Genomic DNA, 23639 nt, shown 5'->3' with positions numbered 1-23639 from the left:
CTATTCATTGATGCGCCGGGCCAGGTTGTTGGCGCTTTCGATCAGCACCCGACGGTAGTCGGCGTAATTGTTCTTGGCGTCGGCCCGTGGGGCGACGATGCACAGGGTGGCGATGGCCACGCCGCCGGGGTCTTTGACCGGGGCGGCGAAGCAGTGGGTGAAGGTGTCGGCGACGCTGTCGAAGGAGAAGAACCCATCGAGGCCGGCCTGGCGGATTTCCTTGAGGAATTGCTCCAGGGGCAAGCGTTCGCCGTCCGGCAAAATGAAGTCGTCGGGGTCGATCAGGTCGACGATCTGTTGGTCACTCAAATGCGCCAGCAGCAGGCGCCCGGACGCCGTCCACGGGATCGGCGCGTTTTCACCGATGTCCGATGAAATGCGGAAATGCCGCTCGCCTTCCTTCATCAGCGCGACGGTGTATTTGCGCCCGTTGAGCAGGCACATCTGCGCCGTTTCGCGGGTCTGGCGCACGATCTCCTGCAAGGCCTGGTCAGCCTCGCGGCTCAGGTCGAAATGCCGCAGGTGCGCCTGCCCGAGGAAATACAACTGGCGGCCCAGGTAGACGTGACCGTCCTTGCCCACCGGCTCGAGGATGCGGCGCTCCAGCAGCGACGCCACCAGTTCATAGACCGTGGACTTGGGGCTGCCGATGCCGCTGGCAATATCGTTCGGGCGCAGCGGCTGGCCGATTTCCTTGAGGAAATCGAGGATATCGAACGCCCGATCCAGTCCCCGGGCCCGGCGTTTGATGGTGTCTTCGGTCATTTATTGCGTTCCCGTTCATTGGTCGTAGGAGCTGTCGAGTGTAACGAGGCTGCGATCTTTCCCCAGTCAATTGAGTCTTGAGCGAAAGCCCGGCAGATCAAGATCAAAAGATCGCAGCCTTCGGCAGCTCCTACAACGGTTCAGGCCTTTTTCTTGTACGCGATGCAATCGATCTCGACCTTGCAATCAACCATCATGCTCGCCTGCACGCAGGCCCTGGCCGGGGCGTGTTCAGGGCTGAAATATTCGCCGAACACCTTGTTGAAGCTCCAGAAATCCCGCGGGTCTTCCAGCCACACACCGCAGCGCACCACGTCCTTGAGCTCATAACCAGCCTCTTCGAGAATGGCGACCAGGTTCTTCATGGTCTGGTGGGTCTGCTCGACGATCCCGCCGACAATGATCTCGCCGTTCACCGCCGGCACCTGGCCGGACACGTGCAGCCAGCCATCGGCCTCCACGGCGCGGGCGAATGGCCGTGGCTGGCCGCCGCCTGCGGTGCTGCCGGTGCCGTAGCGCGTAATGCTCATGGGTGTTTCTCCTTGCTTGGATAGATTAACGATTCGACTGAATTAAAAGCGGGTGTTCTTGAGGAACTCCGCCAACCGCGGCGACTGCGGCCGCTCGAACAATTCTTTCGGTGGCCCTTGCTCTTCGATGCGGCCCTGGTTCATGAAGACGATCTTGTCGGAGACCTCGAAGGCAAAGCGCATTTCGTGGGTCACCAGCAGCATGGTCATACCGTCTTCGGCCAGGCCCTTGATCACGTTCAGCACCTCGCCGACCAGCTCCGGGTCCAGGGCCGACGTCACTTCGTCGAACAGCATCAGGCTGGGGTTCATGGCAATCGCTCGGGCAATCGCCACGCGCTGCTGCTGGCCACCGGACAACTGGCCGGGAAAGTGATCGCGCCGCTCCAGCAGGCCGACCCGCTCCAGCCATTTCTCGGCCAGGGCCACCGATTCGTCCTTGGGCAGTTTTTTCACCTTGATCAGGCCCAGGGTGACGTTCTGCAATGCGGTCAGGTGCGGGAACAGGTTGAATTGCTGGAAGGCCATGCCGGTCATCGCACGGTGCCGGGCGATGACCTTCTCGGGGTGGCGCACACGCTTGCCATCGATGTCGTCGTAGCCGATGGATTCGCCGTCGAGCACAATCTGCCCGCCCTGGAATTCTTCCAGCATGTTGACGCAGCGCAACAGCGTGGTCTTGCCCGAACCGCTGGAGCCGATCAGCGTGACCACGTTGCCGCGCTGCATGCTCAGGTCCACGCCCTTGAGCACTTCCAATGGGCCGTATTGTTTGCGCAGGCCGCGAATGTCCAGCAACGGTTGAGTATTGGAAGGAGTCGAAATATCAGTCATGGCAAGGCCACCCGCTTTTCAATGTGCCGCCCGAGCAATTCGATGGCGTAATTGATGATGAAAAAGAGAAACCCGGCGAACAGGTAAAACTCCAGGGTCATGAAGGTCCGGGCGATGATCTGCTGGGTGCTGAGCAACAGTTCGGCGACGCCGATCACCGACAACAGGGTCGAGGCCTTGACGATCTCGGTGGAGGAATTGACCCAGGTCGGCAGGATCTGCCGCAACGCCTGAGGCAACAGCACATAGCCCAGCGACTGGTAGAACGTCAGGCCGATGGCCTGGCTCGCCTCCATCTGCCCACGGGGCAGCGCCTGCAAGGCGCCGCGCACGATCTCGGCCACATGGGAACCGCAGAACAGCGTCAGGCCCAGGACACCGGCCTGGAATGCGCCGATCTGCCAGCCCAGGGCCGGAGCCATGTAGAAGCAGGCCAGCACCAGCACGAACACCGGCGTGCCGCGGATCAGGTCGACGTAGAAGCGAAACGGCGCGCGCATCCAGGTCCGGCCATAGGTCAGCACCAGGCCGGCGACCAGGCCGATCAGCGTGCCCAACACAATCGCCAACAGCGAACACTGCACACTGGTCAGGAAACCGGCCCACAGGGTGTCCCGGGCGACCCATAACTCATGCAACCAACTGGGTGATTCGTACATGGGAGACTCCTAACGGCGGATCGCAAGGCGCTGCTCGAAATACCGCAGCACCATGGCAATGAGGTAACAGGCCGCGACATACAGGGCCGTGGTCACCAGCCAGGTTTCGATCACCCGGTAGCTCTCCACGTTGATCTTGCGGGCGTAATAGGTCAGCTCCGGCACGGCGATCGCCGCCGCCAGGGAGGTGTCCTTGAACAGCGAAATGAAGTTGTTCGACAAGGCCGGCAACACGTTGCGCAGCATCACCGGCACGGTGATGTAGGCCTTCACCTGCCACTCGCCCAGGCCGATGGCCAGCCCCGCTTCCCGCTGCCCCTTGTGAATGCTCAACAGTCCGCCGCGGAACACTTCGGTCAAGTAAGCCCCGGCGTACAACGAGAGGGTGATGACGAACGACGGCAGCTTATCCAGGCGAATGCCCAGGCTCGGCAAGGCGAAGTAGATCAACAGGATCAGCACCAGGATTGGCGTATTGCGGATCACCGTGACATACACCGACGCCAGCACCCGCAGGACCCGGTGCTTGCTCAGCAGCGCGAACGCCATGGCCAGGCCGATCACGCAACCGATGGCGATCGACACCAGTGCCAGGGAAAGCCCCAGGCCCAGCCCCGCCAGCAAGGTGTCGAAATCGCGCCAGACGGCGGCAAAGTTCAACTGATAATTCATGGTTGGCAGTACCTTCGACGAAGCGCCCACAAGGGGCGCCCCGGGCTCACAGGGTCATTTGAATTCAACGGGGAAACCAATCGCCGGCGACGGCAGCTCGACGCCGAACCACTGCTTGAACGACGCCGCATAGGTTGGAAATTCCACGCCGGTCATGGCTTCATGCAAGGTGGTGTTGACGAAGTTCAGCCAGTCCTGGTCGCCGCGCTTGACCGCACAGGCGTAGGTTTGCGGGCTCCAGGCATAGGTCGGGCTGCGGTAGCGCCCAGGGTTCTGCACCATCAGGTACTTGACCGAGGATTGGTCGGTGGCGGCGGCATCGGCGCGGCCGGAGTTCACCGCCTGGTACATCAGGTCGACACTGTCGTACTGGTCGACCTTGGCCTTGGGCAGCGCCTGGTGCACCAATTCTTCGGCGTAGACGTTCTGCAGCACCGCCACGGTGACGTCATCGCCCGCGGCCTTGAGGTCTTCGATTTCCTTGTACTTGCTGTTGGCCGGCAGCAGCAGGCCGACGCCTTCGCGGTAGTACGGCAGCGTGAACGCCACTTGCTGGGCACGACTGGCGGTGACGGTGATGAACTGGCAGCTCATGTCGACCTTGTCGGTCAGCAGGTTGGGGATCCGCGCATCGGACGACTGCACCACGAACTCGACCTTCTCCGGGTCATTGAACAGGCCCTTGGCGACCATGCGCGCGATATCGATATCAAAGCCCTGCAACTTGCCATCCGCTCCCTGGAAGTGCCACGGTGCATTGGTACTGCCCGTGCCCACGATCAATTTCCCCCGCTGCAGCACGCTGTCCAGCTTGCTGTCGGCCGCCTGGGCGACACCCATGGCAGCCGTCGTGGCCGCGAAGAGAAAAACACACGCTTTGAACAAGGAAGGTCGGCGTTGCATGGCAAGCACTCCAGAATGATTTTATTCCGCTATACCGGAACATGGTATGTAACAACGGAATAGACAGCAGAAAGTGTGCCACAGGCTTGATGCCCATGGGTGAGGAAAATGGAAAGTTAAGGAAATCAGAGGGATGGGAAAAACAGACCTGCGGACGCTGGCGCTCGCATGTGAATGCTGTTGCTACCGTTAGCTACGACGCACGGGTAATAAGGCCCCAAACCGGGTACCCGCGCACCGAAACGGAGCCACTCTGGAGTTGTAAATGGCTATCTGTGGGAGCGAGCTTGCTCGCGATAGATATGGATCAGTCAATGTTGATGTTGAATGACCTGACGCTATCGCGAGCAAGCTCGCTCCCACCATTGTTCGGCGGTGTGCCTGGTCTATTTGCGCTTGTAGCTCTTGCTGCCGCCAGGCGTGAGGCAATAGACCCCGCCCCGGGGACCGACGCAGTAATTGCCACTGCCGCATTGGCAACCGTCGGCGGACTTGAGCAGCGACTGCGGCCGCGCCTCGTTCCGAAGCCCCAGCACAGCGGAACAGGACTTCTTCGAAGCACTGATCGAGCCGTCATTGCACAGGAAGGTATCGCCGTCACATCCGGCAATACCGCCCTTGCGGCCGGAACACGGTTGATTGGCGGCAAGGGCCGAAGTGACCAGGGCCAACAACAGGATCGCGACACAGGTGCGAAGTAAAGCGGACGTTCCGTGATAGCGTTTCATGACAGCTTCCTGGCTGATAGATGGCCCTATGCTAGCACCTGATCATCTGCTGCGCCTAACGCCCGCAAAACCTCACCCTGGACAACATCCGCAAATCCCCCTCGTGGTAATAGTCATCACTCCAGCTGTCATCCACCGACAGTGGCTTGACCTGTTTGAGGGCGAGTTTTTTCGCGAAGTAGCGAAAGCGGTAATGCTCATAGAAACGTAGCAATTCCAGCCCGTAGCGGTCGGCCAGGTCGGTGTTGCCCTGGATGATCAGGTAGTTCTCGTCGTTGCCGCTGCTGGCGGCGGCGCTGAGGTTGTGGCTGCCGCTGAGGATGGTCGGCGTGTCACTGGTGAAGTCGGTGACGATGGCTTTGGTGTGCACCAGTAGATTGCCTTTCTGGCCTTTCATGTTTTCCCGCAACCAGCCCTCCAGACCGGTGTTGAGCAACGCGGTGGCGGCGAATTCGGCGGTGCGGTCGGCATGGAAGCCGGTGATGCGGCTCTTGGTGTTTTGCAGGCCGTAACGCAGCACGTCGTCATTGGGTTGGCCGAGCACGGCATCGAGAATCCGGTCGGGCAACACAAAGGCGGTGACGAACAACAGGTCCTTTCGCGCCCCTTTGATGATGTCGACAAAGCGGTCCAGGTCGCCCTCTCCGGCGCGCGGCGAAAACCCAGCGAACAACGCTTCTTGCGGGGCCATGGCATTGTTCAAGGTCAGCCACTGGCGAGTGGTATCGACGTCCTGGGGCGTTGCCCAGATTTGCTCGAATACCTGGAGATAGCGGCTGCTGATCCGAGGGTCGTCCAGCACATGCACGACGTTGGCCTGGCGGTAGACACCGTTGGCGGTGAAGTTGGTGCTGCCGCACAGCACGGCTTCAGGTTGCAATGAGCCGCTGGCCCCCACCTTGCTCAGAACAATGAACTTGTTATGGAAAATGTTGTGGGTGATCCGCCCACGTTTGTTGGCCGCCGGCATGTTCTCGAGGCTGGCTTCGTTGCGCGCCGTGGTGTCGTCTCCTGGCTCGGCGTGATACAGCACCCGCACCTGGGCGCCGCGAGCGTGAGCGGCAGTCACCGCGTCGACGATCACCGGCAATTCGTATTCATAGATGGCGACGTCCAAGGCCCAGCGGGCATCCAGCGCCCGGTCGATGAAACCGGTCAAGCGCCCCAGCAAGCCGTTTTCCAACCAGCGACGTGGTGCGTCGGGCCAATCATCGATGGACAGGTGCTTGTTGGCATCGATCAGTGCGTCCACTTCGGGAAACTTGCGCTGGAACGCCTGGCTGGCGGCCACGGCACGGTTGAAGATGACCCGCTGGTCGGCCGGGTGCCCGTCGTCGCTGGTGACGGTGACGGCCAGGGATTCGCCCAATTGCGGTGAATCGGGGCTGCCATAGGCCAGGTGCACGCGATAGTGGATCGTCACGCCGGGGTTGACGGCGTAGTCGGCCCAACGAAATTTCTGCAGGGGTGCCTTGTCGCTGGGGGTGGCGTGGAACTGGGGAAAGGTGTGGGTCTTGTCGGGGAACGTCAGGCTGTTGAACAGGAACAGCCAGGGCTTGTCCCCCTGCTGTTTCTCGATGGCAAAACCCAGCAAACCCTTGCGCCGGGGTTCGGCCAGGTCCATGGCGAGCAGCACGCCGTTGGTGCCGGCATAGGCCTTGACCCGAAAATCGTCCTGGGCATTGGTGACGAGTACACGCATGGTTCACTCCTGTGAGGGGCTGCTTGAGCATAGTGCAGTGATGCGGGTCAGGTGGGCAGGTCATCGGAACCGAGGGGATGCCATCGCGAGCAAGCTCGCTCCCACAGGGGACCGGGGTGTTCATCACCCATGTATTCACAAAACAGTGTCGGAGCGAGCTTGCTCGCGATGGGGCCCTGACAGTCACAGAACCTTTCAATCAGCCTCATCGATATGCCGATACTCAGCCTGCAACTGCCCCGCCAACTGCCGGGCCCGGCCCAGGCGGATCGGGCCGCGCTCGATGTCGATCAACAGGCACGGGCAATCCAGGGAGGGCAGTGGCAGTCCCTCCTTGACTCGTCCGTCGGTCATCACCAACACCCGCTGTTGCTCCGCCGGGAAGCGCTTGCGCCGGGCCGTCAACCAGCGTCCGGCCTCGTTCAGCGCCGCCAGCAACGGTGTACCGCCGCCGGCACCCAAGCCATCGAGCCAGTCGCGCAGGCCCACCGAGGCCTTGAGCCCTTGCACCTGCCAGTTCGGTTGCGTACCGCTGGCCGTCAACAGCGCCAGGCGGGCCCGCTGCCGGTAGGCGTCGTCGAACAGTTGCGCCAACAAGCCTTTGCCGTCACTCAAGGCCCGATGCCGACGGGTCGAGGCCGAGGCATCGACGATGACCAGCCACAACTCATGGGGCGAGCGCTGGCGGCTGTGAAAACGCAGGTCCTCCTGCAGGCGTGGACGACCATTGAGCAGCGTCCCCGGCCAGTTCACCGCACCACTGGCCGCGGCTTTGCTCCGACCCTGGCGTCCCTGCTCCAACTGTCCTGCACGGGGCCCGGCATTCGCCCCCGCCGTTGAACGAGGGCGAATGCCTAGGGCTTTTTTGGCCAGCTCGGCACGTCACGTCGAGCACCGGTCGGCAGTGCCCGGGCCGGCAGGTCGCCCCACTGGCCTTGGCCTTCGTTGGGCTTGGCCGTTTCATTCGCAGCCGTTTGCGGCGCCTGGGACGACGCCGGTGCCGAATGCCCGCGCCGCCGATGCCGCAGGGCAAATTCGGCGACCGCATCGATGTCCTCATCGGCAATCGCAGCAGCGCCACGCCAGGCCGCATGGGCCCGGGCCGCCCGCAGCCAGACCAGGTCAGCGCGCAAGCCATCGACCCCGGCGGCAAAGCAGCGCTCGGTGATCTGCGCCAGCGCCGCATCATCCAAGGCGATCCCGGCCAACCGATTGCGCGCCTGTTGGCAGCGTTCACGCAACTGCTGCTGGGCCGTCTCCCACTCCGCGCAGAACGCCAGCGGGTCACTGTCGAAATCCAATCGCCGGCGAATGATCTGGCCACGCTCAGCCGGTGCGGTGTGACCGTCGAGGGCGACGTTCAGGCCGAAACGGTCGAGCAATTGCGGCCGCAGCTCGCCCTCTTCCGGGTTCATGGTGCCGATCAGCACAAAGCGCGCCGGATGCCGGTGGGAAATGCCGTCGCGCTCGATCAGGTTGGTGCCACTGGCGGCCACATCCAGCAGCAGGTCCACCAGGTGATCGGGCAGCAGGTTCACTTCATCGACATACAGCACGCCACCGTCGGCCTTGGCCAGCACGCCAGGAGAAAACTGCGCGCGCCCCTCCCCCAGGGCCACATCCAGATCGAGGGTGCCCACCAGCCGCTCTTCGGTGGCACCGAGGGGCAAGGTGACGAACTGACCGCTGGCCAGCAGGTCCGCCAGGCCCCGGGCCAAGGTGGACTTGGCCATGCCCCTCGGACCTTCGATCAGCACACCGCCGATTTTCGGATCGATCGCGGCCAGGCACAGGGCCAGTTTCAGGTCATCGGCGCCGACCACGGCGGAGAGCGGGAAATGGGGTTGGGTCATGGTGAATGTCTCATGAATGTGCGAGGTTCCTGTTGTCCTCATTTCAGCCATCCTCCTCAATGTCCAACAACAAATTCTCCAGGGCTTCGCGATAGTCGCCCGGCGCCTGCCACATCCCCCGCTGCTGCGCTTCGAGCAGGCGCTCGGTCATGTCCCGCAGGGCGTCGGGGTTGTGCTGGCGGACGAAGTCCCGGGTGTCCGGATCGAGCAGGTAGGCATCGGCCAGCAAAGCGTACTGGTGATCGTCGATCAGCTGTGTGGTGGCGTCGAAGGCGAACAGGTTGTCCACCGTCGCCGCCAGTTCGAACGCGCCTTTATAGCCGTGCCGCTTCACGCCGTCGATCCACTTCGGATTGGCCGCGCGGGAACGGATGACGCGGTTGAGTTCTTCCTTCAGGGTACGAATCCTGGGCAAGTCCGGCTGGCTGTGATCGCCATGATAGCTGGCCGCGGCCTGCCCGCTGAGGGTCTCCACCGCCGCCAGCATGCCGCCCTGGAATTGGTAGTAATCATTGGAATCGAGCAGGTCGTGCTCGCGGTTGTCCTGGTTCTGCAACACCGCTTGCACCTGGCTCAGACGCCGAGAGAACGGCTCCCGGGCGGCGGTGCCTTCATCGCTGCCGCCGTAAGCGTAGCCGCCCCAGTTCAGGTACACCTCGGCCAAATCCTCGCGGCTTTGCCACAAACGACCGTCGATCGCACCCTGCACACCCGCGCCATAGGCACCGGGCTTGGCACCGAAGATCCGCCAGCCGGCCTGGCGTGCCGCCGCTTCCGGCTCCAGGCCCGACGCCAACAAGGCTTCGCGTTCGCCACGGACCTTGGCCGCCAGAGGGTTCATGTCGTCCGGTTCATCGAGGGCGGCGACGGCCTGCACCGCTGCATCGAACAGCCGGATCAGGTTGGCAAAGGCGTCCCGGAAGAACCCGGACACCCGCAGCGTGACATCGACTCGCGGCCGGTCCAGCAGGCTCAGCGGCAGGATCTCGAAGTCATCGACCCGCTGGCTGCCGGTGGCCCACACCGGACGCACGCCCATCAAGGCCATGGCCTGGGCGATGTCGTCGCCGCCAGTGCGCATGGTGGCGGTGCCCCACACCGACAGGCCGAGCTGGCGCAGGTGATCGCCGTGGTCCTGCAAGTGCCGCTCGAGGATCAGGTTCGCCGACTGGAAACCGATGCGCCACGCCGTGGTGGTGGGCAGGTTGCGCACGTCCACGGAGAAGAAATTGCGCCCGGTGGGCAACACGTCGAGGCGTCCGCGACTCGGCGCGCCGCTGGGGCCGGCCGGCACGAAGCGCCCGCTCAAGGCATCGAGCAGGCCACGGATTTCCGCCGGCCCGCAGGCGTCCAGGCGCGGGGCCACGACGGCTCGCAGGTTTTCAATGATGCTGCCCACCCCCTCCCAGCCCGGCGCGTCGAGCTGCTCGACCGTGCCGTCCAACGCCTGCTCGATCAACTGCGCGGCGAACAGCTCCAGGCGCTCGCGGGTATCGCCGGCGGTGCGCCAGGGCTCGGTGCTGATCCGGCGCAATGCCTCGGGACAGTCGCCCGTCCAAGGCTCGGCCAAGGCGCAATCCAGCGGATCGAAGCCCAGCCCGAACGCCTTGGCCAGCGCCCGCAGCAGGCTCGACTGCGCGCCTTTGCCATCGCCCCGGGGAATGCGCAGCAACGCCAGCAACGTGTCGATACGCAGCCGCCCACTGGGCGACTCACCAAAAATGTGCAAACCGTCACGGATCTGCGACTCCTTCAAGTCGCACAGGTACGTGTCCAGGCGTGGCAGCCAGATCGCGGCGTCAGCGTCACTGTCGAGGCCGGCATCCAGTTGCAGCTCGCGGTCGATGTGGGTCTCGCGCACCAGGTTGAGAATGTCCCGTTGCAGTTCCCGGGCACGACGCGGATCGAGCAATTGCGCCTCGTAGTATTCGTCGGCCAGCAGCTCGAGGTTACGCAGCGGTCCGTAGGTTTCGGCCCGGGTCAGCGGCGGCATCAAGTGGTCGATGATCACCGCCTGGGTGCGACGCTTGGCCTGGGCGCCCTCACCCGGGTCGTTGACGATGAACGGATAGATATTCGGCAGTGGTCCCAACAGCACGTCCGGCCAGCAATTTTCCGAGAGCCCGACACCTTTGCCCGGCAGCCATTCGAGGTTGCCGTGCTTGCCGACGTGGATCACCCCGTGGACGCCGTAGGTGTGGCGCAACCAGAAATAAAACGCCAGATAACCGTGGGGCGGCACCAGGTCCGGGTCGTGGTACACCGCGCTCGGGTCGACCTGATAACCCCGGGCCGGCTGGATGCCGACGAAGGTCAGGCCCAGGCGCAGGCCGGCGACCATCAGGCGGCCGTCGCGGAACATCGGGTCCTGCTCGGGCGAGCCCCAGCGCGCCAGCACCGCTTGGCGATTGGCCTCGGGCAGCGCGTCGAACAGGGCCAGGTAGGCATCCAGGGCCAGGCTCTGGTGGCATGGCCGCAGGTCGAGGCTGTCCAGGTCGTTGCTGACGCCGCCGAGCAATTGCCGGATCAACGCAGTGCCGCTCGCTGACAGTTCGGCCGGCAGTGGATAGCCCTCGGCCTGCAAGGCCCGCAGGATATTCAAGGCCGCCGCCGGCGTATCCAGGCCGACGCCATTGCCGATGCGTCCGTCCCGGGTCGGGTAGTTGGCGAGGATCAGCGCCACACGCTTCTGCCCATTGGGCAGGCGCGCCAAGGTGGTCCAACGTCGGGCCAGCTCGGCGACAAAATCCATGCGTTCGGGTACGGCGCGGTAGCAGACCACGTCGCTCTGGCTGCGCTCACTGCGCCAGGCGAGGTCCTTGAAACTGATGGGGCGGCTGATGATCCGGCCATCCAGCTCCGGCAAGGCAATGTGCATCGCCAAGTCTCGCGGGCCCAGGCCCTGCTCGCTGGCGCGCCAGCCCGGTTCGTTGTCCTGGGCGCAAATGGCCTGGATCACCGGGATGTTGCGACGGAACGGTCGCAGGTGCGGCGCTTCCGGGCTGGACTGGGCGAAGCCGGTGGTATTGAGGATCACCCCCGCTTCCACTTCATCCAACCAGTCCTCCACCCGCGCCAGGCAACCGGGCTCCTTGAGGCTGGCCACGGCAATCGGCAATGGGTTGAGCCCCGCCGCTTGCAGGCGCTGGCAGAACACGTCGATGAATGCAGTGTTCGCCGCTTGCAAGTGGGAACGATAAAACAGCACCGCCGCCACCGGTTGCCCGGCGTTCCACTCGGCTTGCCAATCGCCGAGGCTGGCGCTGGTTTTTTCCGGGTGGTAGATCGCCGTGCGCGGCAGGGTCTGCGGCTCGGCCCACGGATAATCGCGGCCGAACCATTGACTGCCGAGGTAGTGAAACAGGTCCAGGGCATTGCCCAGGCCGCCCTGGCGCAAGAACTGCCAGAGCCGGTCGCGGTCCTCGACGGCCACGTTGCTCAGGTCACTGAGCTCCGGGTCCGGTCGATCATCCCCCGGCACCAGGATCAGCTTCACCCCGCGCCCGGCCAGGTCCATCAGGCGCTCGATGCCGTAGCGCCAATAGCCAATGCCGCCGTGCAGCGACAGCAGGATCACCTTGGCGTGGCGCAGCACGTCTTCGAAATACAGATCCACCGAGGCGTGGTTCTGCACCTGCATCGGATTGGCGAGGCGAAACTCCGGATAATCGCCCGGCAGCTGCTTCGCCGCTTCGGCCAGCAGCGCCAGGCTGGAGTCGCCGCTGCACAGGATCACCAGCTCGGCGGGGGTTTGCCCCAGGTCGGCAATGTTGTCATCCGACACGAAACCGCCGGGCTGGGTCCTGAGCAGGTGCATGGCTTAGGCGCTGAGGGCGGCGCGCAACTGCGCTTCGAGCAGCGCAGCATCCAGCGCTTGGCCGATCAGCACCAGACGGGTGACCCGCGCTTCCTCGGCGCCCCACTGGCGGTCGAAATGCTTGTCGAAACGCGTGCCAACGCCTTGGATCAGCAGGCGCATCGGCTTGTTCGGGATCGCCGCGAAACCCTTGACCCGTAGTACGCCGTGCTGGACCACCAGTTGCGTCAACGCGTCCAGCAACAGGCTTTCGTCGGCCTGGGGCAGCTCGATGGAGATGGAGTCGAAGGCGTCGTGATCGTGGTCGTCATCGTCGCCATCGTGGTGATGGTCGTGATGGCTGTGGCGGCCGTCGATGTGTTCTTCGGAACCGGCGCCCAGACCGATCAACACGTCCAGCGGCAGGCGACCGTTGCTGGCTTCGATGACCTTGACCGCCGGCGGCAGCTCTTCGGCGACTTCCAGGCGAACCTTGGCCAGGTCTTCAGGGCTGATCAGGTCGGCTTTGTTGAGGATCACCAGGTCGGCGCTGGCCAACTGATCGGCGAACAGCTCGTGCAACGGCGATTCGTGGTCCAGGTTCGGGTCGAGTTTGCGCTGGGCATCGACATGGTCGGGGAAGGCGGCGAAGGTGCCGGCGGCCACGGCGGGGCTGTCGACCACGGTAATCACCGCATCGACCGTGCAGGCGCTGCGGATTTCCGGCCATTGGAAAGCCTGGACCAGCGGCTTGGGCAAGGCCAGGCCGGAGGTTTCGATCAGGATATGGTCGAGGTCGCCGCGCCGGGCCACCAGCTCGCGCATCACCGGGAAGAACTCTTCCTGCACCGTGCAGCACAGGCAGCCGTTGGCCAGTTCGTAGACGCGGCCGTTGGCTTCTTCTTCGGTACAACCGATGGCGCACTGCTTGAGGATCTCGCCGTCGATGCCCAGTTCGCCGAACTCGTTGACGATCACGGCGATGCGCCGGCCCTGTGCGTTGTCGAGCATGTGCCGCAGCAAGGTGGTCTTACCCGAACCGAGAAAGCCGGTGACGATGGTGACGGGGAGTTTGGCCAGTGTTTTCATCGGATGCCCTTTGGCAAGGTGGCGGGCAAACGGGACGACAACCGCGGGCACAGGTGTGCACGGAAGATTTCGCCACCGGATCACCCCGCCCGGTTGTAGTGAGAATCTGTCTCGAGGCAGGTCTCCTGGCTGACGGCGGGCCAGTCTTGCGACTGGCAATGGCTGCGCCTTCCCGTGCGCCTTTGGTAAAAGGGCATGCACAGTGGCCTTGCAGAAATCTCACCGTTCACAGTTGCGGGGGCAGCCGCGGCTTGGACCGCGTTCCCTTCTTAGCCTCGGCACAGGCCGAAGAACCTCGAAGGCGCAAGGCTACGCAGGGTGTGGGGGCGGGTCAATCTCCGCAAGGAAGTTCTGCGGTGTTCTTGCCGCCGCCATCGCGAGCGAGCTCGCTCCCACATGGTTCCCGTAGCCCCCTGTGGGAGCGAGCTTGCTCGCGATGGGCTGCGTAGCGGCCCCCTGTGCATTGACGGCCCCGCCCCACCCATGCTCTCCTGTGTGCCTAGTTACGGGTGCCCTTCACAGGGTGAAACGGGAAACCGGTGAATCGTGTGCTTTACTCCAAAGCCACGTCAGTCCGGTGCTGCCCCCGCAACGGTAAGCGAGCGAAGCGTCTGAACCACTGTGTCCCCGGACATGGGAAGGTGACGCTTGCAGGCCAGGCACGCGCCCGGCCCCTCGCGAGCCCGGAGACCGGCCCATGACTCAAAGCATCAACAAACCCGCGGTGGGCGGGCGCTGTTCGAACCTTGGCGGTCTTTCGCCCGGGGTCTCATTGCGCTCGCATCCCCACGGAACAAAAACAGAGGGAAGCGCCATGTCGACCATCAGCAGCACCGCCCGCACCGCCAGCAGCACCACCACCCTGAGCCAACGCCTGAGCGCCGCGATCCTGGCTTCGATCCTGGGCGCGGGGCTGGTCTATTTCGCCGGTTTCTCCCACATCGAGGCAGTGCACAACGCCGCCCACGATACCCGCCACAGCGCTGCCTTCCCCTGCCACTGAGAACTGACGACATGATCAAGCGTATCGCGCAGACCGCCGGTTTCAGCGGTTTGCTGGCCGCCCTGCTGCTGACCCTGTTGCAGAGTTTCTGGGTATCGCCGCTGATTCTCCAGGCGGAAACCTTCGAGAAGGCCCCGGCGACCGAGGTCCATGAGCACACCGACGGTGCGGCCCACACCCATGATGCCGAGGCCTGGGAACCGGAAGACGGCTGGCAGCGCGTGCTGTCCACCACCGGCGGTAACCTGGTGGTCGCCATGGGTTTTGCCCTGATGCTGGCGGGCCTGTACACTTTGCGCGCACCGACTCGCACCTCCCAGGGCCTGCTCTGGGGCCTGGCCGGTTATGCCACTTTCGTCCTGGCACCCACCCTCGGCCTGCCCCCGGAATTGCCCGGCACCGCAGCGGCCGACCTGGCCCAGCGGCAGATGTGGTGGATCGGCACCGCGGCCTCGACGGCGGTGGGCATTGCCCTGATCGTGTTCGGCCGGCATTGGCTGCTCAAGCTGCTGGGCGTGGCGACGTTGCTGGTACCCCACGTCATCGGTGCGCCACAGCCCGAAGTCCACTCGATGCTGGCGCCCGAAGCGCTGGAAAGCCAGTTCAAGATCGCCTCGCAGGTGACCAACGTCGCCTTCTGGTTGGCCCTGGGCCTGATCAGCGCCTGGCTGTTTCGCCGTGACGGTCAAGCCCACCACGACGCATGAACACTGGGGCGATGCTGGTGATCGGCCTCGGTTGCCAGCGCGGTTGCCCGGCCAGCACGCTGCGGGCCTTGCTCGAACAGACGTTGTCGGCCCACGAAATCGCACTTCACCAGGTACGGGCCCTGGCCAGCATCGACCTCAAGCGTGACGAGCCCGGGCTGCTGGAACTGGCCGGGCAACTGGCACTGCCGCTGACCTGCTTCAGTGCCGAACAGTTGGCCGGTTACGAGCGGCGGCTCAGTCATCGTTCCGAGATCACCTTCGAGCGAACCGGTTGCTACGGCATCGCCGAAAGCGCCGCCCTGGCCTTGGCCGATCAATTGGGCACGACGCCCGCAACGCTGCTGATTCCCCGTCAAACAGGCCCCATGAGCACGTTGGCATTGGCGGTCGTGGCGTAAATCCCGATAATCGTCGTTCAGGATCATGAGCGATCTTCATCTGGGCGACGCTCACCCACCTTTCACAGGAGCCGGTCATGACCGTGTACTTCATCGGCGCCGGCCCCGGCGACCCGGACCTCATCACGGTCAAAGGCCAGCGACTGATCCGCCAGTGCGCGGTGATCATCTACGCCGGCTCGCTGGTGCCGACCGCCGTCCTCGAAGGCCATTGTGCCGAACAGGTGATCAACAGCGCCGAGTTGCACCTGGAACAGATCATCGAATTGATCAGCGGCGCCCATCTCAAGGGCCAGGACGTGGCCCGGGTGCACTCCGGCGACCCGAGCCTGTACGGCGCCATCGGCGAACAGATTCGTTGCCTGCGGGAACTGGACATCCCTTTCGAAATCATCCCGGGCGTGACCGCGACCTCAGCCTGCGCCGCCCTGCTGGGTGCCGAACTGACCTTGCCGGACATCTCCCAGAGCCTGATCCTCACCCGTTACGCCGATAAATCCCCGATGCCTGCTGGGGAAGAACTGGGCAACCTGGCACAGCACGGGGCGACCATGGCGATTCACCTGGGGGTCAATCACCTGGAAAAGATCGTCGACGAACTGCTGCCCCACTACGGCGCGGATTGCCCGATTGCGGTGATCCACCGGGCGACGTGGCCGGATCAGGATTGGGTGCTGGGGACGCTGGCAGATATTGCCAAGAAGGTGCAGGCCAAGGGTTTCCGCCGAACGGCGCTGATCCTGGTGGGGCGTGTGCTGGGCAATGACGTGTTCAGCGAATCGTCGCTGTACCGCGCCGGACATGCGCATCTCTACCGGCCCTGATGCAATCCGATCCCCTGTGGGAGCGAGCTTGCTCACGATAACGACGGCACATTCAACATCATCGCAGGCTGACCCACCGCTATCGCGAGCAAGCTCGCTCCCACAGGGCGGTGGGTACAGGCTGACGACTGAAACGGATGTGGCGAGGGGAGCAAGCTCCCTCGCCACACACTATCCGCAGCGAACACCTATCAGTAGTAGGCGTTTTCTTTCTGCGTATGGTCGGTCACGTCGCGCACGCCCTTGAGCTCTGGAATGCGCTCGAGCAAGGTGCGCTCGATGCCTTCCTTCAAGGTCACGTCAGCCTGGCCGCAGCCCTGGCAGCCGCCGCCGAACTGGAGCACGGCGATGCCGTCTTCCACCACGTCGATCAGCGAAACCTGGCCGCCGTGGCTGGCCAGCCCCGGGTTGATTTCGGTTTGCAGGTAGTAATTGATGCGCTCGTTGACCGGGCTGTCGGCATTGACCATCGGCACCTTGGCGTTCGGTGCCTTGATAGTCAGCTGGCCGCCCATGCGGTCGGTGGCGTAATCGACCACCGCATCGTCCAGGAAGGCTTCGCTGAACGAATCGATGTACGCGGTAAAGCTCTTGAGCCCCAACGCGGTGTCTTCGGGTTTTTCTTCTCCCGGCTTGCAGTAGGCAATGCACGTCTCTGCGTACTGGGTGCCGGGCTGGGTGATGAAGATGCGGATCCCAATCCCCGGGGTGTTCTGCTTGGACAGCAGGTCGGCCAGGTAATCGTGGGCGGCATCGGTAATGGTAATGGCGGTCATGGAAACTCCTCGCAGGCTTGACGGCAGTTTACGCCAATCATCGCGCCGGACAAAGTCCTAGTATTTTTGTCAGGAAAGCGTCCGACGGCAGGGGGTTTGCCGCCGGACAGGCCGATCAGAGGTTCTGGTAGCGATTCATGTCCAGCACACCGCTTTCCACCGGCTCCGTTTCCTGGATGTACTGGCTCAGGTCATGGAAGTAATACCAGAACTGCGGGTGACTGCGGCGAATCCCCCAGCGCTCGACAATCCGCTCGAACGCCGGCTCATCCTGGGCACGTTCCATGGCCTCGACGAATGCCGGCACTTGCCCGGCCGGAATGTTGAACATGAAGTTCGGATAGCTGCTGAGCACGCCCGGGTAGACCGTCAGCGTGTCCAGCCCCGGCTGGTAGCGCGTCTCCTCGCCCAGCAGGAACGCCACGTTGCTGTGGGCCCGGTTGCGCAGCAGGCTGTAGACCTCACGGTGGCCGCTGGCGGTTTCGATGCGCAACAGGGTCGCTTCCGGCAGTTGGTCGATCACCTTGAGCCCCGCCGCTGGGCGCGACACCAGCCGACTGAGGGCCTGCTCGGCGTTTTGCAGCGTCGGGTCGATGTTCGGGCGTGAGCAGTAGGCACCGTCGCAGCGGTTGATCGGATCGGGGTGCGCGTTCAGCTCGCCATAACGGGCCAGCAGTTGCCGGGCGAAATCACCCTTGGGGTCGCGTTCGTCAAGCTTGAGGGCGGTCGGCTTGTCATTGTCGATGGCCTCATAATCGAGCCACATCTTGAATTTGCCACCGGCCTGGTACCAGTCGTCGAGGTAACCTTCCCGGGAGTCGGCCGGCATCAGGCGCAGGAAGTTCTGCTCCGCACCGTTGCGGATCAAATCGAAATACAGCCGGGTCTGGGCCTGGTGGGAGACGTTGCCGAACACGTCGAAATTCACCGCCAACTGGTAATAGGTACGCTCCAGCAAGGGGAAGTCGAACAGCCACATCGTCTGCGGCACCTCCCCGATCAGCCCCTTGGTGACCGACGCGCTGTCGAAATGCCGGAAAATGCTCAACAGCGCGTTGTCGTTGCCGGCCCACAGCGTCGACCAGCTCGGAGCCGGCAGCTCGGCATAGTTGTCGCGGCGCAAGGCCTCGTACTCGTTGCGCTTGTCACGGTAATCGAGCCACAGGCCGAGGACGCTGCCCACGTCGTCGTTCTGCCCCGGCATCGCCAGCAGCGGTGTGGCCTGGCCGCGGTAGTTCGGGTCGGTGATGTACAGGTCGTGTTCGGGGGCCTGGAACAGCGCCCAGAAATTGTCGCGGATCACGTCCGTGGCGATCTGGCCCCGGCACACCGGCCCGCGAATGAACGTCCGCACGAAATACTCGGCGTTATCGAGCATGAATTGGTAGCGGGCCTGGGCCGGGATCGCTTCGAAGGTGGAAAACGGGTTGGCCCGGCGCTCCGGACCGTAGCCCGGCAACGCGGTGACCTGCCACTTGCCGCTGTAGAACAGGCTCTTGATCCGCGCCATCTTCGCCGCGCTCAAGCCGTAGGTGATGTGGGTCTTGTGCACGATCACCCCTTGCACCGGCCAGAGCCGATAATAGACGCGGGTGCCGGGATCGTCGTTCGGACGGCGGGTGTTGATCAGGTCAATGGGCTGGCCGGTGGGCGTACGCGAACGCACCCATTGGAAGAAATGCCCCGGCTCGCCGTCCTTGAAATAGATATGCGCCAGGAACCAGTGTTCGAACAACCAGCGGCCCACCAGGCTTTCCCGGGCGCCGGGGGCGTTGAGCAGGTTTTCCCACTGCACCACTTGCAAGGCTTCCGCGGCGCTCGGGGCCAAGGCCTGCTGGTCGATCGGGGCGCCAGCAGCCAGCCAGCGCTGCAGGGTCTGGTATTGCTGGTCGGTCAGGCCAGTGACTGCCAGCGGCATGCCTTCGCGGGGATGCGCAGCGGCGTATTCGTCGAACTGCCCCGGCACCGGGCAGGTGTTGTCACGGTTGAGCCCAAGCACGATGTCTTCCGGCAATTTGGCGTTGGGCTGCAATGGCGTACGGTGCCCCAGTTCCAGCATCCGCGCCATCAACGCCGCCTGGCTGCCTTGGGCGTCGAGCACCGAATAGAAGCCTTTGCGCTGCCAGGCGCGCTGGCCGGAGGCATCGTAGAACAAGCGCGTCGGCTCGGCCGCCTGGCGTCGCTCGCCGTCATACACCGAGAGCTTGCTCGCGCCCCGGGCCACGCCTTCGCCACTGCCCAGGTTCAATTGGCAGGCGGAGTCGTAGCAGGCATGACACGCCACGCATTTTTCCGTGAAGATCGGCTGAATATCGCGGGTGTAGGACAGCGCTGGGACGGGATCCCTGGCCACTGCATTGAAAGACAACAGCAGCAACAGACTGCCGAAGAAGACGCGGTACGGCATGTCTCGGGTCCTGAAGGAGAATCCGGCGATTCTACCGGGCCAGCATCGCCTTGCAAACATGAGCGATATTCATGCAAAAGCCCCTCATGATCAAATCCTGCGCAGGTTTGCTATCATCCCGACCTTCGTAATGGTCTTTTTTTCCAGGTAGTCCTATGTCCGATCGCAGCGCTCGCCTTTATCTTCTCCAGCAAGCCCTCAAGGAACGAATCCTGATCCTCGACGGCGGCATGGGCACGATGATCCAGAGCTACAAGCTGGAAGAACAGGACTACCGCGGCAAGCGTTTTGCCGACTGGCCGAGCGACGTCAAGGGCAACAACGATTTGCTGGTGCTCAGCCGTCCCGACGTGATCGGAGCCATCGAAAAAGCCTACCTGGATGCCGGCGCCGATATCCTGGAAACCAACACCTTCAACGCCACCCAGGTGTCCCAGGCCGACTACGGCATGCAGGGCCTGGCCTACGAGCTGAACCTGGAAGGCGCGCGCCTGGCCCGCCAGGTGGCCGACGCCAAGACCCTGGAGACCCCGGACAAGCCGCGCTTCGTCGCCGGCGTGCTCGGCCCGACCAGCCGCACCTGCTCGCTGTCGCCGGACGTGAACAACCCCGGCTACCGCAACGTGACCTTCGACGAACTGGTGGAGAACTACACCGAAGCCACCAAGGGCCTGATCGAAGGCGGCGCCGACCTGATCCTGATCGAGACCATCTTCGACACATTGAACGCCAAGGCGGCGATCTTCGCCGTACAAGGGGTCTACGAAGAACTGGGCGTCGAACTGCCGATCATGATCTCCGGCACCATCACCGACGCCTCCGGCCGCACCCTCTCCGGCCAGACCACCGAAGCTTTCTGGAACTCGGTGGCCCACGCCAAGCCGATCTCCGTGGGCCTGAACTGCGCCCTCGGCGCCAGCGAACTGCGCCCGTACCTGGAAGAGCTGTCGAACAAGGCCAGCACCCACGTATCGGCCCACCCCAACGCCGGCCTGCCCAACGAGTTCGGCGAATACGACGAACTGCCGGCCGAGACGGCCAAGGTCATCGAAGAGTTTGCCCAGAGCGGCTTCCTGAACATTGTCGGCGGTTGCTGCGGCACCACTCCGGCGCACATCGAAGCCATCGCCAAGGCCGTGGCCGGCTACGCGCCGCGGCAGATTCCAGAGATCCCGCGGGCTTGCCGCCTGTCGGGCCTGGAACCGTTCACCATCGATCGCAGCTCCTTGTTCGTCAACGTCGGCGAGCGGACCAACATCACCGGCTCCGCCAAGTTCGCCCGGTTGATCCGCGAGGACAACTACACCGAAGCGCTGGAAGTGGCCCTGCAGCAGGTCGAGGCCGGCGCCCAGGTGATCGACATCAACATGGACGAGGGCATGCTCGATTCGAAGAAGGCCATGGTGACCTTCCTCAACCTGATTGCCGGCGAACCGGACATTTCCCGCGTGCCGATCATGATCGACTCCTCCAAGTGGGAAGTGATCGAAGCCGGCCTCAAGTGCATCCAGGGCAAGGGCATCGTCAACTCCATCAGCATGAAGGAAGGCGTCGAGCAGTTCATCCACCACGCCAAGCTGTGCAAGCGCTACGGCGCCGCCGTGGTGGTGATGGCCTTCGACGAAGCCGGCCAGGCCGACACCGAGGCGCGCAAGAAGGAAATCTGCAAGCGCTCCTACGACATCCTGGTCAATGAAGTCGGCTTCCCGCCGGAAGACATCATCTTCGACCCGAACATCTTCGCCGTCGCCACCGGTATCGAAGAGCACAACAACTATGCCGTGGACTTCATCAACGCCTGTGCCTACATCCGCGACGAACTGCCGTACGCGCTGACCTCCGGCGGCGTGTCCAACGTGTCGTTCTCGTTCCGTGGCAACAACCCGGTGCGCGAGGCGATCCACTCGGTGTTCCTGCTGTATGCGATCCGCGCGGGCCTGACCATGGGCATCGTCAACGCCGGCCAACTGGAGATCTACGACCAGATCCCGGCGGAACTGCGTGACGCCGTGGAAGACGTGATCCTCAACCGCACCCCCGAAGGCACCGACGCCCTGCTCGCCATCGCCGACAAGTACAAGGGCGACGGCAGCGTCAAGGAAGCGGAAACCGAGGAATGGCGCGGCTGGGAAGTGAACAAGCGCCTGGAGCATGCGCTGGTCAAGGGCATCACCACCCACATTGTCGAAGACACCGAAGAGTCGCGACTGTCGTTCGCCCGTCCGATCGAGGTCATTGAAGGCCCGCTGATGGCCGGCATGAACATCGTCGGCGACCTGTTTGGTGCCGGCAAAATGTTCCTGCCCCAAGTGGTCAAGTCCGCCCGCGTGATGAAGCAGGCCGTGGCCCACCTGATTCCGTTCATCGAGGCGGAAAAAGGCGACAAGCCGGAGGCCAAGGGCAAGATCCTGATGGCCACGGTCAAGGGCGACGTCCATGACATTGGCAAGAACATTGTCGGCGTGGTGCTCGGTTGCAACGGTTATGACATCGTCGACCTGGGCGTGATGGTGCCGGCGGAGAAGATCCTGCAGGTGGCCAAGGAGCAGAAATGCGACATCATCGGCCTGTCCGGCCTGATCACCCCGTCCCTGGATGAGATGGTGCATGTGGCGCGGGAGATGCAGCGCCAGGACTTCCATCTGCCGCTGATGATCGGTGGCGCCACCACCTCCAAGGCCCACACGGCGGTGAAGATCGAGCCCAAGTACAGCAACGACGCGGTGATCTACGTCACCGACGCCTCCCGCGCCGTGGGCGTGGCGACCCAGTTGCTGTCCAAGGAGCTCAAGCCGGCGTTCGTCGAGAAAACCCGCCAGGACTACATCGAGGTACGCGAGCGCACGGCCAACCGCAGCGCCCGCACCGAGCGCCTGAGCTACCCCGCCGCCGTGGCCAAGAAGCCACAGTTCGACTGGAGCAGCTACCAGCCGGTCAAGCCGACCTTCACCGGCGCCAAGGTGCTGGATAACATCGACCTGAACGTCCTGGCCGAATACATCGACTGGACACCGTTCTTCATCTCCTGGGACCTGGCCGGCAAATACCCGCGCATCCTCACCGATGAAGTGGTCGGCGAAGCCGCCACCGCGCTGTACGCCGATGCCCGGGCGATGCTGCGCAAGCTGATCGACGAGAAACTCATCAGCGCCCGCGCCGTGTTCGGCTTCTGGCCGGCCAACCAGGTGCATGACGACGATCTGGAAGTCTACGGCGACGATGGCAAGCCACTGGCGCGCCTGCACCACTTGCGCCAGCAGATCATCAAGACCGACGGCAAGCCGAACTTTTCCCTGGCCGACTTCGTCGCGCCCAAGGACAGCGGCGTGACCGACTACGTCGGTGGCTTCATCACCACCGCCGGCATCGGCGCCGAAGAAGTCGCCAAGGCCTATCAGGAGGCCGGCGACGACTACAACTCGATCATGGTCAAGGCCCTGGCCGACCGCCTGGCCGAAGCCTGCGCCGAATGGCTGCACCAGCAGGTGCGCAAGGAGTATTGGGGTTATGCCCGGGACGAGAGCCTGGACAACGAGGCGCTGATCAAGGAGCAATACACCGGCATCCGCCCTGCCCCCGGCTACCCGGCCTGCCCGGATCACACCGAGAAGGCCACCTTGTTCCGCCTGCTCGACCCCGAAGCCAGCGAACTGAAGGCCGGCCGCAGTGGCGTGTTCCTCACCGAACACTACGCCATGTTCCCGGCGGCAGCGGTCAGCGGCTGGTACTTCGCCCATCCCCAGGCGCAGTACTTCGCCGTGGGCAAGATCGACAAGGATCAGGTGCAGAGTTACACCGCGCGCAAGGGTCAGGACTTGAGTGTGACGGAGCGTTGGCTGGCGCCGAACCTGGGTTACGACAACTAGGCGCCCTTAAAAGATCGCAGGCTTCGCCAGCGCCTATGGGGTTTTGTGTGTTCCCGCAGGCGCTGGCGAAGCCTGCGATCTTTTTTTGTCTATGCTTGTCCCACACACATGGCAGACGAGGGAT

19 protein-coding genes and 2 riboswitches are annotated in these 23639 nt (G+C 63.6%); of the genes, 5 read left to right on the top strand and 14 right to left on the bottom strand.

The features are described 5' to 3' along the window. The 12 genes from BLU85_RS05930 to cobW form a co-directional block, all read right to left on the bottom strand. The gene (locus BLU85_RS05930) at window positions 1-765 is read right to left on the bottom strand and encodes an IclR family transcriptional regulator (protein ID WP_058543922.1); all 765 of its coding nucleotides are present in this window, start codon (window positions 763-765) and stop codon (window positions 1-3) included. A gap of 140 nt (window positions 766-905) precedes the next feature. Further along, complete coding sequence (locus BLU85_RS05925) at window positions 906-1295, bottom strand: RidA family protein (RefSeq protein WP_092198834.1); 390 nt, start codon at window positions 1293-1295, stop codon at window positions 906-908. 42 nt (window positions 1296-1337) lie between these two features. After that, window positions 1338-2129 (bottom strand): amino acid ABC transporter ATP-binding protein, encoded by a 792-nt coding sequence (locus BLU85_RS05920; protein ID WP_092198837.1) that lies wholly within the window; start codon window positions 2127-2129, stop codon window positions 1338-1340. Next, window positions 2126-2788 carry an amino acid ABC transporter permease gene (locus tag BLU85_RS05915; protein ID WP_028236639.1) on the bottom strand — a complete coding sequence of 221 codons (663 nt, stop codon included), beginning with the start codon at window positions 2786-2788 and terminating at the stop codon, window positions 2126-2128. The genes BLU85_RS05920 and BLU85_RS05915 overlap by 4 nt, the downstream gene beginning before the upstream one ends. 9 nt (window positions 2789-2797) lie before the next feature. Next, window positions 2798-3460 carry an amino acid ABC transporter permease gene (locus BLU85_RS05910; RefSeq protein ID WP_092198840.1) on the bottom strand — a complete coding sequence of 221 codons (663 nt, stop codon included), beginning with the start codon at window positions 3458-3460 and terminating at the stop codon, window positions 2798-2800. A gap of 54 nt (window positions 3461-3514) precedes the next feature. After that, window positions 3515-4363 carry a transporter substrate-binding domain-containing protein gene (locus BLU85_RS05905; RefSeq protein ID WP_092198842.1) on the bottom strand — a complete coding sequence of 283 codons (849 nt, stop codon included), beginning with the start codon at window positions 4361-4363 and terminating at the stop codon, window positions 3515-3517. 386 nt (window positions 4364-4749) lie between these two features. Beyond that, complete coding sequence (locus tag BLU85_RS05900) at window positions 4750-5091, bottom strand: YdcA family protein (protein ID WP_092198845.1); 342 nt, start codon at window positions 5089-5091, stop codon at window positions 4750-4752. 55 nt (window positions 5092-5146) lie between these two features. Continuing rightward, window positions 5147-6793, bottom strand: a complete 1647-nt coding sequence (locus BLU85_RS05895) for a phospholipase D-like domain-containing protein (protein ID WP_092198848.1) — start codon at window positions 6791-6793, stop codon at window positions 5147-5149. Between the two features lie 195 nt (window positions 6794-6988). Then, window positions 6989-7594, bottom strand: coding sequence for a vWA domain-containing protein (locus BLU85_RS05890; protein WP_256572841.1), 606 nt, complete (start codon window positions 7592-7594; stop codon window positions 6989-6991). 53 nt (window positions 7595-7647) lie between these two features. Beyond that, a complete protein-coding gene (locus tag BLU85_RS05885) occupies window positions 7648-8646 on the bottom strand; it encodes a magnesium chelatase ATPase subunit I (RefSeq protein WP_092198851.1) in 999 nt (332 codons plus the stop codon). A gap of 43 nt (window positions 8647-8689) precedes the next feature. Next, on the bottom strand, window positions 8690-12463 hold the full coding sequence (gene cobN, locus BLU85_RS05880) for a cobaltochelatase subunit CobN (RefSeq protein WP_092198854.1): 3774 nt from the start codon (window positions 12461-12463) through the stop codon (window positions 8690-8692). Between the two features lie 3 nt (window positions 12464-12466). Further along, window positions 12467-13531, bottom strand: coding sequence for a cobalamin biosynthesis protein CobW (gene cobW, locus BLU85_RS05875; RefSeq protein WP_092198857.1), 1065 nt, complete (start codon window positions 13529-13531; stop codon window positions 12467-12469). 97 nt (window positions 13532-13628) lie between these two features. Beyond that, a riboswitch (cobalamin riboswitch) is annotated at window positions 13629-13844 on the bottom strand. A 177-nt stretch (window positions 13845-14021) separates the two neighbouring features. Continuing rightward, window positions 14022-14245, top strand: a riboswitch (cobalamin riboswitch). A 100-nt stretch (window positions 14246-14345) separates the two neighbouring features. On the opposite strand from cobW, the gene BLU85_RS05870 reads away from it, so the two are divergent. The 4 genes from BLU85_RS05870 (at window position 14346) to cobM (ending at window position 16466) form a co-directional block, all read left to right on the top strand. Next, the gene (locus BLU85_RS05870) at window positions 14346-14534 is read left to right on the top strand and encodes a CbtB domain-containing protein (protein WP_014338677.1); all 189 of its coding nucleotides are present in this window, start codon (window positions 14346-14348) and stop codon (window positions 14532-14534) included. A gap of 11 nt (window positions 14535-14545) precedes the next feature. After that, window positions 14546-15241, top strand: coding sequence for a CbtA family protein (locus BLU85_RS05865; RefSeq protein WP_092198860.1), 696 nt, complete (start codon window positions 14546-14548; stop codon window positions 15239-15241). Continuing rightward, window positions 15238-15642, top strand: a complete 405-nt coding sequence (locus BLU85_RS05860; RefSeq protein ID WP_092198863.1) for a cobalamin biosynthesis protein — start codon at window positions 15238-15240, stop codon at window positions 15640-15642. The genes BLU85_RS05865 and BLU85_RS05860 overlap by 4 nt, the downstream gene beginning before the upstream one ends. Before the next feature lie 77 nt (window positions 15643-15719). Continuing rightward, window positions 15720-16466 (top strand): precorrin-4 C(11)-methyltransferase, encoded by a 747-nt coding sequence (gene cobM / locus BLU85_RS05855; protein ID WP_092198866.1) that lies wholly within the window; start codon window positions 15720-15722, stop codon window positions 16464-16466. Between the two features lie 191 nt (window positions 16467-16657). Here the strand turns inward: cobM and nfuA are convergent, their stop codons facing one another. Next, window positions 16658-17242 (bottom strand): Fe-S biogenesis protein NfuA, encoded by a 585-nt coding sequence (gene nfuA / locus BLU85_RS05850; RefSeq protein ID WP_003182850.1) that lies wholly within the window; start codon window positions 17240-17242, stop codon window positions 16658-16660. 115 nt (window positions 17243-17357) lie between these two features. Then, a complete protein-coding gene (locus BLU85_RS05845) occupies window positions 17358-19649 on the bottom strand; it encodes a fatty acid cis/trans isomerase (RefSeq protein WP_092198869.1) in 2292 nt (763 codons plus the stop codon). A gap of 155 nt (window positions 19650-19804) precedes the next feature. Between BLU85_RS05845 and metH the strand changes: the two genes are divergently transcribed. Continuing rightward, window positions 19805-23515: a methionine synthase gene (metH, locus tag BLU85_RS05840; RefSeq protein WP_092198872.1), complete on the top strand. Its 3711-nt coding sequence runs from the start codon at window positions 19805-19807 to the stop codon at window positions 23513-23515. Window positions 23516-23639 lie beyond the last annotated feature (124 nt).

Source organism: Pseudomonas sp. NFACC14 (genome assembly GCF_900106885.1).
In the GTDB taxonomy this organism is placed as follows: Bacteria; Pseudomonadota; Gammaproteobacteria; order Pseudomonadales; family Pseudomonadaceae; genus Aquipseudomonas; species Aquipseudomonas fluorescens_AA.
This window is presented reverse-complemented; position numbering and strand designations above follow the sequence as displayed.